15 protein-coding genes, 2 tRNA genes and 1 pseudogene are annotated in these 16,205 nt (G+C 60.2%); 4 read left to right on the top strand and 14 right to left on the bottom strand.

What is annotated here, in order from left to right; translation table 11 throughout:
- The first annotated feature begins 316 nt into the window (after positions 1-316).
- On the top strand, positions 317-1,003 hold the full coding sequence (locus KY379_RS05535) for a hypothetical protein (RefSeq protein WP_186711451.1): 687 nt from the start codon (positions 317-319) through the stop codon (positions 1,001-1,003).
- A gap of 1,054 nt (positions 1,004-2,057) precedes the next feature.
- Here KY379_RS05535 and KY379_RS05530 read toward each other — a convergent pair.
- Positions 2,058-2,321, bottom strand: a pseudogene (locus KY379_RS05530) (integrase); the annotation flags it as partial.
- Positions 2,322-2,532: 211 nt separating this feature from the next.
- Here KY379_RS05530 and KY379_RS05525 point away from each other — a divergent pair.
- A complete protein-coding gene (locus tag KY379_RS05525) occupies positions 2,533-2,883 on the top strand; it encodes a type II toxin-antitoxin system RelE/ParE family toxin (protein WP_306466402.1) in 351 nt (116 codons plus the stop codon).
- Here the strand turns inward: KY379_RS05525 and KY379_RS05520 are convergent.
- From KY379_RS05520 to KY379_RS05510, 3 genes are all read right to left on the bottom strand, one after another.
- A complete protein-coding gene (locus tag KY379_RS05520; protein WP_261239389.1) occupies positions 2,880-3,203 on the bottom strand; it encodes a helix-turn-helix domain-containing protein in 324 nt (107 codons plus the stop codon). The genes KY379_RS05525 and KY379_RS05520 overlap by 4 nt on opposite strands.
- Positions 3,204-3,484: 281 nt before the next feature.
- Positions 3,485-3,560: transfer RNA gene (locus KY379_RS05515), tRNA-Thr, on the bottom strand.
- Positions 3,561-3,658: 98 nt separating this feature from the next.
- Entirely contained in the window at positions 3,659-3,907 is a 249-nt protein-coding gene (locus KY379_RS05510) for a hypothetical protein (protein WP_196172085.1), read from the bottom strand.
- A gap of 542 nt (positions 3,908-4,449) precedes the next feature.
- Between KY379_RS05510 and KY379_RS05505 the strand changes: the two genes are divergently transcribed.
- The gene (locus KY379_RS05505; RefSeq protein ID WP_133327521.1) at positions 4,450-4,734 is read left to right on the top strand and encodes a DUF3077 domain-containing protein; all 285 of its coding nucleotides are present in this window, start codon (positions 4,450-4,452) and stop codon (positions 4,732-4,734) included.
- A 307-nt stretch (positions 4,735-5,041) separates the two neighbouring features.
- Here KY379_RS05505 and KY379_RS05500 read toward each other — a convergent pair whose 3' ends face one another.
- The 5 genes from KY379_RS05500 to KY379_RS05480 all read right to left on the bottom strand — a co-directional run bounded on the left by KY379_RS05500 (position 5,042) and on the right by KY379_RS05480 (position 9,368).
- On the bottom strand, positions 5,042-6,247 hold the full coding sequence (locus KY379_RS05500; RefSeq protein WP_261239387.1) for an SAM-dependent methyltransferase: 1,206 nt from the start codon (positions 6,245-6,247) through the stop codon (positions 5,042-5,044).
- Between the two features lie 144 nt (positions 6,248-6,391).
- A complete protein-coding gene (locus KY379_RS05495; protein WP_133327517.1) occupies positions 6,392-7,081 on the bottom strand; it encodes an ABC transporter permease in 690 nt (229 codons plus the stop codon).
- On the bottom strand, positions 7,078-7,773 hold the full coding sequence (locus KY379_RS05490; protein ID WP_133327515.1) for an ABC transporter permease: 696 nt from the start codon (positions 7,771-7,773) through the stop codon (positions 7,078-7,080). Before KY379_RS05490 ends, KY379_RS05495 begins: the two co-directional genes overlap by 4 nt.
- 54 nt (positions 7,774-7,827) lie before the next feature.
- Positions 7,828-8,583: an ABC transporter substrate-binding protein gene (locus KY379_RS05485; protein ID WP_261239386.1), complete on the bottom strand. Its 756-nt coding sequence runs from the start codon at positions 8,581-8,583 to the stop codon at positions 7,828-7,830.
- A gap of 11 nt (positions 8,584-8,594) precedes the next feature.
- On the bottom strand, positions 8,595-9,368 hold the full coding sequence (locus KY379_RS05480; RefSeq protein ID WP_196172081.1) for an ABC transporter ATP-binding protein: 774 nt from the start codon (positions 9,366-9,368) through the stop codon (positions 8,595-8,597).
- Between the two features lie 619 nt (positions 9,369-9,987).
- Between KY379_RS05480 and gabP the strand changes: the two genes are divergently transcribed.
- Positions 9,988-11,373 (top strand): GABA permease, encoded by a 1,386-nt coding sequence (gene gabP, locus KY379_RS05475; protein ID WP_196172080.1) that lies wholly within the window; start codon positions 9,988-9,990, stop codon positions 11,371-11,373.
- 127 nt (positions 11,374-11,500) lie between these two features.
- Here gabP and KY379_RS05470 read toward each other — a convergent pair whose 3' ends face one another.
- The 5 genes from KY379_RS05470 to KY379_RS05450 all read right to left on the bottom strand — a co-directional run bounded on the left by KY379_RS05470 (position 11,501) and on the right by KY379_RS05450 (position 15,801).
- A complete protein-coding gene (locus KY379_RS05470) occupies positions 11,501-11,944 on the bottom strand; it encodes a hypothetical protein (RefSeq protein ID WP_196172079.1) in 444 nt (147 codons plus the stop codon).
- A 125-nt stretch (positions 11,945-12,069) separates the two neighbouring features.
- Positions 12,070-12,145, bottom strand: a tRNA-Phe gene (locus tag KY379_RS05465).
- A 91-nt stretch (positions 12,146-12,236) separates the two neighbouring features.
- Positions 12,237-12,509 (bottom strand): oxidative damage protection protein, encoded by a 273-nt coding sequence (locus KY379_RS05460; protein ID WP_133327505.1) that lies wholly within the window; start codon positions 12,507-12,509, stop codon positions 12,237-12,239.
- Positions 12,506-13,573, bottom strand: coding sequence for an A/G-specific adenine glycosylase (mutY, locus tag KY379_RS05455; RefSeq protein ID WP_261239384.1), 1,068 nt, complete (start codon positions 13,571-13,573; stop codon positions 12,506-12,508). The genes KY379_RS05460 and mutY overlap by 4 nt, the downstream gene beginning before the upstream one ends.
- Positions 13,570-15,801, bottom strand: coding sequence for an AsmA family protein (locus tag KY379_RS05450; protein WP_261239383.1), 2,232 nt, complete (start codon positions 15,799-15,801; stop codon positions 13,570-13,572). Before KY379_RS05450 ends, mutY begins: the two co-directional genes overlap by 4 nt.
- Between the last annotated feature and the right edge of the window lie 404 nt (positions 15,802-16,205).

Raw genomic sequence — 16,205 nt, 5'->3', positions numbered from 1 at the left:
CGCTGACGACTCATGGCACCTCCTATTTGGGCCTCATTATGAGGCTTGGAGGTGTCTACGAAACTAGGGGCGATTCACTAACCCAGATAATGAAGTTTATCGCCCTAGTCATCCATATAATCGATATGTCTTTATGAGGATATCTGAAAACTATCGGCGCGTGTACAACTCGCCTCCTGGCGATCTGAAGGGCCTACCATTACGGTACCGCCAATGTCTACTATTGACGGATATGATATCTGGCATGACAGACTCCTATGCGGTAAACCTTCTTCAGGAGCTCCGCTCCTATCAAGCTCGTGGGTGAGATAGCTCAATGAATTCAAAGTCAGCGAAAAAGAAAATTCAGGTATTTCTCGGTGAGGAGCTGGGAGAAACTCATCCGATTCAGCACCTGAAAAGCTCTCTCGCTGACTTAGCTATATTTGGTGGGATGATTCGCGATCTAACGTTAGGGCGTCCTGAATTTTTTAATTCGGATATAGATTTGGTATCAAGCGCATCTGCCGAAGAAATATACTATGCAATCCGAAATTACTCACCTGTGAGAAATAGGTTTGGAGGGTATAGGTTTTTCTTTTTAGGGCGCCCTTATGATATTTGGTCTCTAGAAGATACGTGGGCTGTTCGCGAAGGGTACGTGAAAGCAATATGCATAGAAGATCTGTGCAGGACAACCTTCTTTACTACTGATGCTGCCATATTTAACATTAATAGTGAATGTTTCTATTTGCCTAAATTTTGTAGGCAGTCTATTAGGCGTAAAATTCTAGATATTAATCTAATACATAATCCTTATCCTGCAAAAATGGCGATAAAAGCTATTGATCTATCAGTGAGAAGAGGGTTTAAGTTATCGCCAGGCTTATGCGAATATGTCTTGCGAAATGACGCCTTGTTAGGGAATTTCGCTGGCTTTAGGGCTAATTTGATTAGCCATCTTGAAAAAAGCCCAGAAAGGCCATTCGAATTTACTAGGCAGCTTTCTCTGGAGTTTATTTAGCTCAGCTTAAGGCTCATCAAAGCATTTCGGCTCATAAAGTAAGATAGTCGCTTCCAAAAACTACATTGGCACCTGTGGCGCTGCGTAGCTCATAGCTGAAATTGCGGCCATCTTGTATACCCACCAATGCCGATCACCTCATTTTTTCACCGACCCTCGCCCCACGTCATCCCGCCAAGAATGCTGAGTGTTATCAGGGATCAAGGCCCCTGCGACCTGTGGGGAATGTCCTCTACGCGGGACTGGCGGCTCCTTACAACCGGGAGCAAGGGCATCTCATGATCTGGCCTCCTGAGCACCGTTACCGGTGGGCGGGTGGAAGCAGCGCTGGCTGACTAAAGCAGCGCCTGAAGATCCTGAGCCGAGTGAACGCAGCAATGCGATGACCGGGGCATGCCTGACTGTCAGTCAGGTGCAGTCCATTCCGTGGTCTGCGGCACCATCATCTACAAGGCTGTTGCTGGTGACATCGGCGTTTGTCACGCCGATTGTCACGAGGGGGAATGCCGCAAAGCCACGTGCGATCAGGGCTGCAGCATTGGTAGAAGTGCCCGTCTCTTTTCAGGAAAAGAGACGGGCACAGGTTGGCGCAATATTCGGCCAAGCGGATAGGTTGCTGCAGGGCAGAGAGGTACGGTGTATCTGGCGCACGAGCGCAATACGTGTAAGAGCATCCATCACATGGGTAGTGACCGGGCGAGCTGCCGGATGCGAATCGCCCTTGGGGAGAACCACCGCGGGAGCGGCGTCACCTTTAAGGCTCGGGTCACCTGGGGTGCTGTCATCGACAGCGCTTGCAACTCCCGGTCTACGCCTGTGGACAATATTCGTCAAGCAAAGCGATTTCAGAGATTTAGCGCCTGTGGATAAAACTATCCCCCGGTGGACATCAGTGGTTTTCCACAGACGTACGCTGTGCCAGCAGTTTTTTTCTTAGGTATGGTCCTTTCAAACGGGGCGGCTTTGCAGCCCCGTTTGAAAGGACCCGCGCGGAGGAGCTTCATGCGGTGCTGTGGGTAACTTAACAGCGAGTTTGAGGTGGTGGTGCGGCGGGTTATTCGGTCTTCTTGGCACTGCGAAGGCGCGTGACGTTCTCGCCCGTCTGCTTGGCAAACTCATGCGGCGTCACATGGTCCTGGCGGTTCGCCTCCAGAAACCGGTTCCACCAGGTCATGATCATCCGGCGCTCTTCGAGGAACTCGGCCTTGTGGGTATCAGCGGCCCGTACGTTGTTGCGTTCCTTGTGGCTCATCTGCCGTTCGATAGCCGTCTCCGACCACAGCCCGGACTCGACCAGCGCACTGCACGCAATGGCTTGGTCAGCACTACAGGTGTACAGCAGCTTTGGGAAGACGAGTTATGTTGGCAGCAAACAGATCAGCTCCTGCAACGCACGGGTAAAAACTGGATACATCAGGCTACATCCCGAAATAGCTCTATCACTGTTGTCTGTAAGCAACTGCGATAAATTCCCTACTCTTCGGCATCCCGCCGTCCCCTGTTTCCGTATTTCCTTTGTGGGTAGAACGTTGAGAAAGTTTGCGTTTGTGAGTGCAGCTGCGGAGCGTGAGTACAAGGACCTGCCACTGGATGTTCAGGACGACTTCGGCAAGGATCTGCGTCGCATCCAGTATGGCCAGGACCCTGATCGGCCGATCAAGTCGCTGACGGAGTCGGTCGGCGCGGGTGCGATAGAACTCATCATCAACGGCAGCCCTGCATTCCGATGCGTCTATGTGGCCAAGTTTGCGGATATGGTCGTTGTGCTGCATTCGTTCGTGAAGACCACCAACAGATCCGACCGGCACGCGATGCAGGTTGCTGAAGAGCGCATGAAGGAGTTCAAGCAAGAGCTTCGCAAAATGGGATACAGGGTCTAGCTGCTAGGTACTTGCGAGATAACAATCTGCGGAAGAGCGCCAGCGTCGTTCGAGGGCAGGACCAGGCTCGTACGAAAGCCGAGCTTGTCGAGCATGTCCATCATGGCGTCCAGCGTAAATTTCTCGATCTTGCCATTTGCCAGCTCGGAGATACGCGATTGGGTCACGTTCAGCCTGACCGCAGCATCATGCTGCTTGAGGCCCATTTTTTTGATGCAGTCTGTTATGAAAATGGACAGATCCATCTTCAAGGCCATTTTGCTGGCCGTCTCTGCATCGTGGGTGGCGTGGAAGGGGCTTTCATGGAATTGAAGCGCCATTGGCTTGCCTCAGAAGAGATATCTAAAATTTACGATAAAAATCGTAGCTGGGCTTGATGGGCAAGTCAAAGCGTTTGTGTTTGGGGGCGTGTCTTTTAGGTCAGAGAATGCGGGATATTGAGATTGCCGGGGCCGCTGCGCGGCCCATCGCAGGCAAGCCAGCTCCTACATCGATCGCGTCGGCAGCTATGATTTGTTTCGGCACGACCCTGGGCGGTGAGGGTTTTGCAACGCAAACAAAAAAGGCCCACCTTTCGGTGAGCCTTCTTTGATACTGCGTATGGTGCCGGCACCAGGAATCGAACCCGGGACCTACTGATTACAAGTCAGTTGCTCTACCAGCTGAGCTATACCGGCAATGGGGCGTCATTATAGCGATCAGGGGGCGGCTGTAAACCACTTCCTTGCGTTTGCGTGCAAACGAGCTAAGTCACCGGCTTAAAAGGAGATTTTTCCTACCAGCCACGGTGGATGGTGTTGACGCTTGGCTCGGTCTTGCCTGGGTTGAAGAACAGCTTGTCGTTGTCGCAGCCGCGCTTGCGGCAAGGGCTCTCGTGGCGGATGGGCAGGCCGTTGTCGCCGCCCAGCTGCATGCCAGGCGTGTTCCAGTCGAGGTTGCTGCCGTGCGGGGCCGGGTTGCCGCTGGCGCAGGCGGCCAGGGCCAGGGTGGAGGTCAGCAGGGCAAGGGCTTTGGCTTGGGGCACGATGTTTAGGTCCGATAGTCCATTGTCGATCTGGCGCAACGCCAGAGGGTCGCGGGGGCTGGCGGGCAGCGCGCGACTCGGTTTTCTAGGTATTTAGGGTGGGGATGATACACCGTTCGGGTTTGGCGGTGGATGGCACGGGCTGCGCCCGTGTTCGCGGGCAAGCCCGCTCCCACAGGGACCGCGCCGACTTTTTCATTTTGAGCCAAGAGGCGCAGATGTCAGGGATTTCTGAAACTGGAACTGGATGCCTCGTGAGTGGATTGTATCGGACGTATCCTACGAGCGCTGGCGAGGTACTGCCGTAGGCGGGGAAGGCCTTCAGGGATAACGTTTCCAAGCCGCCTAGCAGGGCGGTCGGGCGTGAGAACCTGATCACGAATCCAACGTCAGCATCCTCCATGGCAGCTGTGCACGGGCAGACTATGTCTGGCCGAGAGTTTCTGGATTCGCTCGGTTTCTCACCCCGCGCACCGCTGCCACCCTAACCCGTGAGAAAGGTTGATGTGGCGGCTTCTGAGGCTCGAATCCGGAAAATCGTCATGAAAAATTCTGATGTGACTCAACCCAAACCCGTAGTCACCGCAGGCATCGAAACCTTCCTAGAGGTAGGCGCTTCGTCGGTCGACTTGCTCCGGGTCCAACCCGGTATCCCGATCGATGATGTCTACGAACAAGTCTCGATTCTGCTCGGATACATCAAGCACTTGCTGCGTGAAGGTGACCTTGAAGACGATCACAAACTGCTAGGCGCAGCGGATTACCTCACCAACCTGGCCAAGGCCCTGATGAACGATATCGAAATCGCCAGGAACGGCTTGCATTGATCGAGCGCGCCCTATCGCCGACATCCACGGCGATAGGGACAAAACACAGCGAAAAACACGATACAAAGCCCCCAAATCGCGAATACCAGTGGTGCGTCAACAGCCACATCAAAGGTTTATGCACAAGAGGCATCAGTGACTTTTGCCTAGAGCGTGCCAATTGACATAACCACCGGTCTTTGCGCAAACGCCTGTTTTCATTGGCCTGGAGCGGTACCCCGGAATAAGCCGAACCCTTTAAATAGCGCCCGGATCCAACCATTCATCAAAAGCTTGTTCACAGAGTTATCCACAGGCTGTGCTGTGGCTAAGTGTCGCGTTCGGCCAGTAGCAACAGATTGCGTGGTGTGAGCGGGTAATCACAGAACAAGCCCAGGCTGACCCGATAGCCTTGTTCTTCGAGAAACAGCGCGTGGTCGAGCACCAACCATAGTTCCAAGGGGCGACGGAACAGGTTGCGCACGCGTTCGAGGTTGCGTACCTCGGCCAGGCGCTGCCAGCCGGCGGCTTCCAGGGCCGCCCAGTCCGGTTGGCCGCGTAGTTCGACCTGACGCAGCTCCGCCAGCTCGCGACAGTACTGCTCGAACGGTTTGTCCAGCCACGCGATCGGCAACGAGGGGGTGGACAGGTATTCGTCACGTTGGCGTTGCTCGCGTTGCAGCAGGTCGAAGCCCAGGCGCCGGGCCATCGAGCAGTCACGCTGGTGGCGCACGCGGGCGCTGGCGGTGACGGCCTCGTTCAGCGGCAGGCCGAGGTCGGTCAGGCTCAGCGCCAGGGACGAACGCTGGGCGGCTGTGGATAACGGCTGGTAGTGCTCGCCCGGGATGCGGTTGTAGCAGCAGGGCGCTACCGCGACGTGGCGGCAGCCGCGCTGGCTGGCCAGGCGCAACAACTGCACGTGCAGCTCGCCGCAGGCGTGCAGGGCCACCACGCTCTTGTCACTGCCCAGGTGTTCGGCACTGCTGGGGTCCATGACGTCCTGGCGCACGTGCGTCGCCGGCAACTGATGGTGGTCGCTCAGCGCCTGACCGGCTTCGACCAGGGCCGGATCGTACTCCAGGCAGGTCAGTCGCTGGCCGGGCTGCAGCAGGCGGCGGCCGAGGTGGCCCTTGCCCGAACACCAGTCGAGCCAATGACGGGTTTGTTGGCGAAAGCCCAGGCGGCGGCTGAAGGCTTCGATCTGCTGCCACTTGCGTCCAGGCACGTTGACGTCGAGGCGGTGTCCGGCCTGGAGCAGACCAGTGTCGGGCAGCTCACCCACCGCTGAGAGTTGCCGGGCCTGGGCCGCCAGTTGCGGGAAGGGCGCGGGCAGGCTTTGCGTGTCGAGGTCGGCTTCGGCGTCGGCGAGGGTGCACTGGCGCAGGTGGGCGGCCAGTTCGGGGTGAGTGGTTTCCCAGTCCAGACGCAGGGCGGTGAAGGGCCGGGGTTTCCACAGCGGTTGGTGCTCGGTCAGGAACTGGTCGAGGGCCTGGAAGCGTTCGGCTAGGTAGTGGCTGTGGAGGATGGAAGGCATGGTGGTTTTACAGATGTGGGGGTGTTTTCGGGGGCCCTTTCGCGGGACAAGCCCGCACCCACAGAATCCTTACCGGCTGCACATGCAGCGGAAAACCTGTGGGAGCGGGCTTGTCCCGCGAAAGGCTGCAAGCAGCCTCAGGGGCTAGCGGCCCTGGCTCGCGTCGACGCGCAACCAGCGCTCCAGCAACTTGAAGCCTTGCACCAGCACGAACGAGATCACCAGGTAAAACACGCCGGCGGCGAAAAAGATCTCCACCGGCAGGTAGGTCCGAGCGATGATCGTGCGGGCCATGCCGGTCAGTTCCAGCAGGGTCACGGTACTGGCCAGGGCACTGGCCTTGAGCATCAGAATCACTTCGTTGCTGTACGCCGGCAGGCCAATGCGCGCAGCGCGAGGCAGCATGATGTACAGCAGCGCCTGCCCACGCGACATGCCCAGGGCTCGCGCTGCTTCGATCTCGCCTTTGGGGATGGACTGCAGCGCCCCGCGCAGGATCTCGGCGATGTAGGCCGCGGTGTGCAGGGTCATGGTCAGCACGGTGCACCAGAACGGATCGCGCAGGTACGGCCACAGGCTGCTCGAGCGTACCGCGTCGAACTGCGCCAGGCCGTAGTAGACCAGGAACAACTGCACCAGCAATGGCGTGCCGCGGAAGAAGAAAATGTAGCCGTAGGGCACGGCGCGCACGTACCAATGGCGGGACGAGCGGGCGATGCCCAGCGGAATGGCCAGGATCAGACCGGCGACCACCGCGATGGCCACCAGCTCCAAGGTCAGGGTCGCGCCTTGGGCCAGGCGTGGCAGCCACTTGATGATGACTTCCCAATTCATTGTTCGGCCCTCGCAAAGCCGCGAGCGGCGCGTTTTTCCATGAAGTGCATGCCGATCATGGCGACGACCGTCAGGCTCAGGTAGATGCAGGCCGCGACCATATAGAAGGTGAACGGCTCCTTGGTCACGGTCACGCCGATCTGCGCGTGGCGCATGATTTCTTCAAGGCCGATCACCGACACCAGGGCGGTGTCCTTCATCAGGATCATGAACAGGTTGCCAAGGCCCGGCAGGGCGATGCGCCACATTTGCGGGAGGATGATCCGCGCGAGAATCCGGCCTTTACTCAGGCCGAGGGCCAGGCCGGCTTCACGGTGCCCCTTGGGGATCGCCAGGATCGCGCCGCGGAACACTTCGGTGGCGTAGGCGCCGAAGCATAAGCCCAAGGCGATCACGCCGGCGGCGAAGGCATTGAGTTCCAGGCCAGGCAGGTGCAGGGCTTCGCCGAGGCTGTTCATCAGCCCGACAGTGCCGAAATAGATGAGCAGGACCCAGAGCAGTTCCGGCACGCCGCGCACCAGGGTCGAGTAAAAGCCGCCAAGCCATTGCAAGGGCTTGACCGAGGACGTTTTGGCCAGGGCGCCGAGCAGGCCCAGGACCAGCCCCAGCAGCAGGGCGCAGAGCGCCAGTTTTACGGTCATCAGGGTGCCGGCCATCATGGCCGGACCGAATCCGTGCAGGTCAATATTCATGGGCAGGTCATTCTAGGGACAGGCGCGCCACGAGGGCGCGCCGGTCAGGGCGGATCATTCGATGCTGAACGGGAAGTACTTGTCGTTGATCTTCTTGTACGTGCCATCGGCCTTGATTTCGGCCAGGGCCTTGTTCAGGTCGTCGCGCAGCTTGGTGTCACCCTTGCGCACGGCAATGCCGATCTTGTCGCTGTCCATCACCGGCTCGCCTTTGAACTCGAAGTTCGAGCCATCTTTGCTTTTCAGCCACTCGTACTGCACGTACTTGTCGGCCAGGATGCCGTCGATACGGCCGGACACCAGGTCCAGGTAGGCATTTTCCTGGGTGTCGTACAGCTTGATGTCGATGTCGCTGCCGTAGTTGTCTTCCAGCCAGGTACCGGCCAGGGTCGCGCGCTGGGTGCCGATCACCTTGCCCTTGAGCGAGGCCTTGTCGGTCTTGAAGTCGACGTTCTTCGGCGCGATGAACTGCAGCTTGTTGGAATAGTAGGGGTCGGTGAAGTCGACGGCCTGCTTGCGCTCGTCGGTGATCGACAGCGACGACACCAGGAAGTCGAACTTCTTGGCGTTCAGGGCCGGAATGATACCGTCCCAGTCGGAGGTGACGACCGAGCACTCGACCTTCATCTTGGCGCACAGGGCGTCACCGATGTCCTTGTCGAAGCCGACCACGTTACCGCTGGCGTCCTTGTTGTTGAACGGCGGGTAGGCGGCTTCGATGCCCATGCGCAGTTTTTCCGCGGCCAGGGCGTTGGCCGAAAACACCAGCGTGGCGGCAGCGGCCAGGAAGAGTTTCTTGTAGGTCTGCATGTGTTGCTCCGTTAGCGGTGGCTGGACATGAATTGCTTGCAACGCGCCGAGGTCGGGTTCTCGAACACCTGCTGCGGCGATCCTTGCTCTTCGACCAAGCCCTGGTGCAGGAAGACGACTTCGCTGGACACCTGGCGGGCAAAGTTCATTTCGTGGGTCACCAGCAGCATGGTGCGACCTTCTTCGGCCAGCGCGCGGATGACATTAAGCACTTCCTGGACCATTTCCGGGTCGAGCGCCGACGTCGGCTCATCGAACAGGATGACCTTGGGCTTCATGGCCAGGGTGCGGGCGATGGCGGCACGCTGTTGTTGGCCACCGGAAAGCTGGGCGGGGTAGCTGTGGCGCTTATCAAAGATGCCGACTTTGTTCAGCAGCGCCTCGGCAGCTTCGACGGCCTCGGCCTTGCTCTGGCCGAGCACGCGGCGTGGCGCCTCGATGATGTTGTCGAGAATCGACATGTGCGGCCACAGGTTGAAGTTCTGGAAGACGAAGCCGATTTCGCTGCGCAGGCGGTTGATCTGGCGGTTGTCGGCGGCGATCAGGTCGCCGTTCTTGGCGGCCTTGAGCTTGAGGGCTTCGCCGGCGACGAGGATTTCGCCCTGGTGCGGGTTTTCCAGCAGGTTGATGCAGCGCAGCAAGGTGGACTTGCCGGAGCCGGACGACCCCAGGATGGAGATGACGTCGCCGTCGCGCGCAGTCAGCGAAATGCCCTTGAGAATCTCCTGCTCGCCATAGCGTTTGTGCAGGTTGCGGATTTCCAGCGCGGGCGTGGCCTGGGCCATGTGCGGTCCTCATGTATTCGGGTGCGTTCCCAGCTGTTGGCGGCCTTCCTGGCGAGCGCCACGCTAGCATAGCGGCATAATGGCGGCCAACTGGGTTGCAAGGGGCTTGGGGCAATGCTGGGGCAGTTTGTCGCATCGCTGCAGCGCAACGTCGCGCAGATGTCCGCGATGGATCGGCCCAGCGCCATAGCCTTGATGAAAAAAGGCGCGATGGTGCCAGCTTTGGCCGGTCGTTGGAAGCGGTTTTAGACCATTCGCCGGTAATCTGCGGTACATAGGTCGCGCCCGTCCGGGTGACAAGGTTGCACCTTTAGGTTGTACTGTTTTGCGTTGCGTTGGTGCAAAGGTGTTACCGAGGAGCACCTTTGGTGCATTTGTAAGTGAGTATTTCAGTAATCCGGCATCGGCGGAGTCATCCGATGACCATTCGGTCGGATCCTGGCCGAATACCCTGCAGGCCGCGCAGTTCTTGGCGCGAAAGTCCTGTCCGACGAAACCATTCAGCAACTGGCCCACTTATTGCCAGTTGCAATGCGCCGATTGCAGTGACGCCTAATCCCACCCCCAGGTGCACTTCGTATGGCAATCGGCGTGGTCCACTCCTTACAAAGGTAGTTTTATGAGCGGTAACAATTCCAATGACCTCGCTCAGGGGCTCAAACAGCGGCATGTCACCATGCTGTCGATTGCTGGCGTCATCGGCGCCGGTCTGTTCGTAGGCTCTGGGCACGCCATCGCGGCGGCCGGTCCTGCCGTGCTGCTGGCGTATGCCGCCGCCGGAACCCTGGTGGTGCTGGTGATGCGCATGCTCGGTGAAATGGCGATCGCCTCGCCGGATACCGGTTCTTTCTCCACCTACGCCGACCGCGCCATTGGCCGCTGGGCCGGCTTCACCATTGGCTGGCTGTACTGGTGGTTCTGGGTGCTGGTGATCCCGCTGGAGGCCAATGCCGCCGCCGCGATCCTGCATGCCTGGTTCCCTGCGGTGGACCTCTGGGCCTTCTCCTTGCTGATCACCCTGGCGCTCACTCTGACCAATCTGTGCAGTGTGAAGAACTACGGTGAGTTCGAATTCTGGTTCGCTCTGCTCAAGGTGCTGGCGATCATCGGCTTCATTGTGGTGGGTTGCGTGGCCATGTTCGGCCTGGTGCCGAGCAGCCAGGTCAGTGGTGCCAGTCACCTGTTCGATACCCAAGGCTTCATGCCCAATGGCTTGGGCGCCGTACTGGCGGCCATGCTGACCACCATGTTCTCGTTCATGGGGACTGAGATCGTCACCATCGCTGCCGCCGAATCGAAAGACCCGGGCAAGCAGATCAGCCGCGCCACCAACTCGGTGATCTGGCGTATCTGCCTGTTCTACCTGGTGTCGATCTTCCTGGTCGTGGCCCTGGTGCCGTGGAACGACCCGGCGCTGGCCGAAACCGGCTCCTATCAGACCGTGCTGAGCCGTATCGGCGTGCCGAACGCCAAGCTGATCGTCGACATCGTGGTCCTGGTCGCTGTGACCAGCTGCCTGAACTCAGCGCTGTACACCTCCTCGCGCATGCTGTTCTCGCTGAGCAAGCGCGGTGATGCGCCGGCCATCGCCCAGCGCACCACCAAGGCGGCTACTCCGCATGTCGCTGTACTGCTGTCGACCGCGGCAGCCTTCCTTTGCGTGTTCGCCAACTATGTCGCCCCGGCGCAGGTGTTCGAGTTCCTGCTGGCCAGCTCCGGCGCCATCGCGTTGCTGGTGTACCTGGTGATTGCCGTGTCGCAGCTGCGCATGCGCAGCCAGCGTGAGGCGCGTGGCGAGAAGATCGACTTCAAGATGTGGCTGTTCCCAGGTCTGACCTGGGCGACCATCGCCTTCATCGTCGCGGTGCTGGGGGTGATGGCGCTACGTGAGGATCATCGCATCGAGATCATCGCGACCGCGCTGCTGAGCATCGGTGTGGTGGCGGCGGGCTTGCTGGTGCACCGCAAGCGTGAAGCTGCCGGACGGGTGGCGCTGGATAACTGATCCGCGCTGCTGATGATGAAAAGGCCGCGTCCTGTGCAGGGCGCGGCCTTTTTGTTTGTTCGACGCGAGGTTTGTGGTGGGGCGGCGCTCGATATCCGCCGCCCCCCAAACTCGAGACGAGCCCCTCTCAGCCAAACTGCTTCTGCTGTTGCTGCTGCTTGGCCACGACCTCCGAGGCTGCCACATAAGCGTCCTGGAACTCGTCACTTTCCAGCCAGGCCATGGTGGTGTCCTCGTCGGCGCCATCGAGCCATTTGCGGTACGCGGTGAACACCAGCACGATGTAGTCGGTGGCGTGTTCTTCCTTGTGCCCCTTGAGTACCAAGGTCAGCAGCGGGTCGACCAGGAACACCGAGATCATCGGCACCAGGCCGTTTTCCTGGGCTTCCTTCATCTTTTTGAACAGCGGTTCGTAGCTGCCCGACTCCATGGCCTTGTTGAAGACCTGCTCGACGCTGGCGCTGTCGCCGGCACTGGCCTTGACCGCCTGGCCACTGCGCACCATGCGATTTTGCTTGGCCTTGCTGGCGGCGCGTTTGGCGCGTTTCTGTTGCTTGGTATTGGAGGCCATGGGTGTCGGGTCCTTGGGGCGATAGGGGAGCCTATTGAAGCAAAAATCGCAGGCAACAAAAAACCCGCACTAGGCGGGTTTCTTGTGTCGCTTCGGGTAACTTTGCAACCACCAGAAGCTGAAGGTGGTGCCCAGAGACGGAGTCGAACCGCCGACACGAGGATTTTCAATCCTCTGCTCTACCGACTGAGCTATCTGGGCGACGGGGCGAATTAAAAAGGTTTTCAGACCTTCCGTCAACGACTTTTTTGAAAATTTTTTAAATTAATTCCGTCGCTTACGATTTCTGGGGTCATTCGCTCGGTGGAACGTAGCCTTCGGCCTGGGCGTACTCCTCACCGGCGAAGAACTTGTCCATCTCGGCCTGGAGGAATTTGCGGTCCTCGGCGTTCATCATGTTCAGGCGCTTCTCGTTGATCAGCATGGTCTGGTGTTTCTGCCAGTCAGCCCAGGCCTTCTGCGAGATGTGCTCGAAGATGTCCTGGCCCTTGGCGCCGGGGTAGGGCGGACGGTCCAGGCCTGGCAGTTCTTCGTTGTACTTGCGGCACATCACGGTGCGGGTCATCGGGCTTCTCCTGCAATCAATTCGTCGGCCGCGCGTTTGAGCAGCTTCTTCACCGGGGCGGCGAGGCCCAGGCGCGGCGGGGTGGCGAGGTTATACCAGAGCCAGTCGGCCTCGGCCACGTGCTCGCCGATCGGGTCGACGCGCACCAGCCAGGGTTCGATGGCCAGCTGGAAATGGCTGAAGGTGTGAGTCAGGCCATCCAGCGCGCGGCTTTCGGCCAGGCGCAGGCCGTGCTGGTAGGCAAGGTCGTCGAGCTGGCCGAGGTCATCCAGCTCCGGCAGGCTCCACAACCCGCCCCACAGCCCGCTGGACGGACGGCGATAGAGCAGGATGGCGCCGTCGTGGTTGGTCAGCAGCGGCATTAACGTGCGGCGTTGGGGCAGCGTCTTGCGCGGCTTGGGCTCGGGGTAGCGGGTTTCCTCGCCGTGCAGGTGCGCCTCGCAGCCGCGTTGCAGCGGGCAGATCAGGCAGCTGGGCTTGCTGCGGGTACACAGCGTCGCGCCCATGTCCATCATCGCCTGGGTGTAGTGGTTGGCCCGCGCCTGAGGAGTGAAGCGCTCGGCGGTGGCCCACAGCTGGTTGGCCACCTTGGGCTCGCCGGGGTATCCCGCCTGGGCGGTGTAGCGGGCCAGCACACGCTTGACGTTGCCGTCGAGGATCGGTGCACGGATGCCCATGCTGATGCTGGCAATGGCGCCGGCGGTGGAGCGGCCGATGCCGGGGAGCTCGATCAGCTGCTCGACGCTGCGCGGGAACTCGCCGCCGTGCTGCTCGACGACGATCTTCGCCGCCTTCTGCAGGTTACGTGCGCGGGTGTAGTAGCCAAGTCCGGTCCACAGGTGCAGCACTTCGTCCTCCGGCGCTTCGGCCAGCGCTTGCACGGTCGGCAAGGCTTGCATGAAGCGGTCGAAGTAGTTGAGCACGGTGCTGACCTGGGTCTGCTGCAGCATGATTTCCGACACCCACACCCGGTAGGGGGTGATGCCCTGTTGCCAGGGCAGGTCGTGCCGGCCGTGCTGGTCGTACCAATCCAGCACGGCGCTGGAGAACTGCTCGGGGCTCATCGTTTGAACAGCCCCTTGAGCGCGTCTTTCAATTCTGGGCTCACTTTTTCTCCGAGTTTTTCATCGATCTTGTCTTTCAGGCGGTCGCCGGCCAGCTTCGCGGCCACTTTGCCCAGCCCATTCTGGTCCAGGCGGCAGGCCTTGGCGCCCAATTCCAGGGGACCACGGCAGCGCAGCGGCACTTCGACGCCGACATAGCGCTCGTTGACCTGGCAGGCCGGGTCGGGCATGGCGCGCTGATCGCCCTCGACCACCACGCCGATGTTGTAGTCCATGCCCAGCACGCGCAGGTCGAGGTCGCCGTGGCCATTGACGGTCAGGCCTGGGATGCGGGCCTTGAGGTCGGGGTTGCTGGCTACACCGTTGCGCACCACCAGGCTGCCGCGCAGTTCCTGGAAGGGCGTATCCTTGCCGCGTGGTTCGCCGCTCAGGGTCTTGCGGTTGAGCGTGGCGATGGCCTGGCACAGCTGCTGCTCGAGGTTGGCATTGACCAGCACGCCGTCGTTGATCGTGAAGTGTGCGCTGCCATTGAGGGTGTCGACCAGTGCCTTCTGGCTGTTGCCGCTGGCGGTGAGGTCGCTGGTCAAGGTCAGCAGGCCTTTGACTGGCGGGGTCTGGTCCTTGCCGTGGGGCTTGATGAAGTGTTCCACCGGTACCCGGTTGATCTTGGTGTTGATGCCGACCTGCGGCACCGCAGGCCGCACGTCGACGGTGCCCTTGGCCTCGAAGCTGCCGTCGTAGAGGCCGCCGCGCAGGGTTCGCAGGGTAACCAGACCACCTTGGCCCGTGACCTGCAACTGGGCGTCGGTGATCGGCAGTTGGTCCAGGGTCAGGGCGTTGAACGCCAGATCGGCTTGCAGGTCGAGGGCGCGCAGACGGTCGACCGGCAGCAGTTTGTCATTGCTCCAGGCCACCTGGGTCGGGGCGTTGGGCAACGGCGTGCTGCCCGCCACGACGCTGGTTTGTTGTTGCTCGACCTCGGCCTGACGGGCAGCGGTGGCACCCTTGGCTTCTTCACTCTTGGCCGGCAGGTAGCGGTCGGCGTTGAACTTGTCGCCCTTGAGCTGTACGCGTATGGCCTGTTTGGCGAAATCTTCGATGGCGACGCGACCTGCGAAGCTGGTGTCGTCCAGTTTCACCGCCAGATCTTCCAGGGCCAGCGCATTCGGCGAGCCTTGCAGGCGGCTGACCAGCTCCAGCTTGGTGAGCGCGGCCGGGTCGGTGGTGGGCGGCAGTGTCTGACCGATGCCATCGAGGAAGGCGCGCAGGTCGAATTGCGCGATGGACAGGCCGCCGCTCAGCTGTGGGGTCTTGTCCAGGTCGCGCAGGTTCAGCTCGCCCAGGGCACGCAACTGGTTGGCCGAAAGCTTCAGGCCGGTCCATGAGGCGACGTTCGCCCCCATGTCGACCAGTAACTGGCCTTGGGCCGAGAAGCTCAGGGTCTTGCCGGCCAATGGCTCACCGGAGGTTTCACCCGACAGGCGCATGTCCTCGAAGTTGTAGCGCTTGAGCTTGCGGTCGAAGCGCAGATCGCCGGCCAGCTCGGTGCGCGCCTTGATATTGGGTTGGCTGGCGCTGAGGAAGGCGCTGGCCTTGAGCGAGATGTTCGAGCCTTCGTGCACGGGGCCGGTGCTCAGTTGGATGCTTTCGGCGCTGTAGCTTTTGCCGGTCTGGGCATCGGTGTACTGCACGCGGGCGTTGTTGACCGTCAGGCTGTCGATGTCGAGCTTGACCGCCCGCTCGTTGCTGCGCTCAGGCGTCGGTGCTGGCTGCTCGCCTGTTGCCGGTGCCGGCGTGCCAGGCGTGGTGCCGTTTTCGGCTGGCAGTGGCTTGCCGATGTCTTCCCAGTTGCCATGGCCGTGCTCGTCACGCGCCAGGGTCAGGTTCAGGCCTTCTACGCGCACGTCGCTCATCTGTACTTCGCGGCGCAGCAGTGGCAGTACGCGGACCGACAGACCCAGCATCTGCAGGTCGGCGAACGGCGCCTTGGGGTCAGTCAGCGTGGCGATGCTGGCATCGTGCAGTTCCAGACCCAGCCAGGGGAACAGGCTCCAGCCAATGTCGCCATTGAGGGTTAGCTCCACGTGGGCCTTGTTGCGGGCCAGCTGGCGGATTTCGTCTTTGTAATCGTTGGGATCGAACAGGTGGGTCAGGGCGAAGCCCAGCGCCACGATGATCAGCAACAGCCCGAGTAGGCCCAGCCCCAGGATTTTGCCGAACGCTTTCATGGGCGAGTCCTTGTAGTCCGTTTTATGAATTTCGCGGGGCAGAGTATAGCGCCGCCGCCATGGGCCCTGAGAATTCGACTAGCGAGATAGGGCATTTCGTACGAATGGATCGGGTTATGAGGATTCAGTTCCGGGTTTCCCTGCAGTTCCCACCGGATCTCCGAGGCCTTCGACAGCGGCGCGGTCCCTGTGGGCGGGCTAGCCCGCGAAAGGACCGCCGCAGGCATACAGCAAGGAAATACCGTTTCAGCTTGGCAAAAAAACGCGATATCAGATTGCTTTCATCGCGCCGGATGCTGGTAACCTTGCGCCGTTGTCGGAGCGGCCGCGACCTATGGTCGCAGCGCGTCACCCTGGAAAAGGCCTGCTACGCCTTGCGTACACCCCACAAGAGCCTGGGATTA

It is taken from the genome of Pseudomonas sp. HD6422 (assembly GCF_025377065.1).
Classification (GTDB): Bacteria; Pseudomonadota; Gammaproteobacteria; order Pseudomonadales; family Pseudomonadaceae; genus Aquipseudomonas; species Aquipseudomonas putida_U.
This window is presented reverse-complemented; position numbering and strand designations above follow the sequence as displayed.

Coding starts and splice junctions, on each gene's coding strand:
- KY379_RS05535 (WP_186711451.1), top strand. CDS start 317: ATGAATTCAAAGTCAGCGAAAAAGAAAATTCAGGTATTTCTCGGTGAG.
- KY379_RS05520 (WP_261239389.1), bottom strand. CDS start 3,203: ATGGCGCTTCAATTCCATGAAAGCCCCTTCCACGCCACCCACGATGCA.
- KY379_RS05505 (WP_133327521.1), top strand. CDS start 4,450: ATGAAAAATTCTGATGTGACTCAACCCAAACCCGTAGTCACCGCAGGC.
- KY379_RS05500 (WP_261239387.1), bottom strand. CDS start 6,247: ATGCCTTCCATCCTCCACAGCCACTACCTAGCCGAACGCTTCCAGGCC.
- KY379_RS05495 (WP_133327517.1), bottom strand. CDS start 7,081: ATGAATTGGGAAGTCATCATCAAGTGGCTGCCACGCCTGGCCCAAGGC.
- KY379_RS05490 (WP_133327515.1), bottom strand. CDS start 7,773: ATGAATATTGACCTGCACGGATTCGGTCCGGCCATGATGGCCGGCACC.
- KY379_RS05485 (WP_261239386.1), bottom strand. CDS start 8,583: ATGCAGACCTACAAGAAACTCTTCCTGGCCGCTGCCGCCACGCTGGTG.
- KY379_RS05480 (WP_196172081.1), bottom strand. CDS start 9,368: ATGGCCCAGGCCACGCCCGCGCTGGAAATCCGCAACCTGCACAAACGC.
- gabP (WP_196172080.1), top strand. CDS start 9,988: ATGAGCGGTAACAATTCCAATGACCTCGCTCAGGGGCTCAAACAGCGG.
- KY379_RS05470 (WP_196172079.1), bottom strand. CDS start 11,944: ATGGCCTCCAATACCAAGCAACAGAAACGCGCCAAACGCGCCGCCAGC.
- KY379_RS05460 (WP_133327505.1), bottom strand. CDS start 12,509: ATGACCCGCACCGTGATGTGCCGCAAGTACAACGAAGAACTGCCAGGC.
- mutY (WP_261239384.1), bottom strand. CDS start 13,573: ATGAGCCCCGAGCAGTTCTCCAGCGCCGTGCTGGATTGGTACGACCAG.
- KY379_RS05450 (WP_261239383.1), bottom strand. CDS start 15,801: ATGAAAGCGTTCGGCAAAATCCTGGGGCTGGGCCTACTCGGGCTGTTG.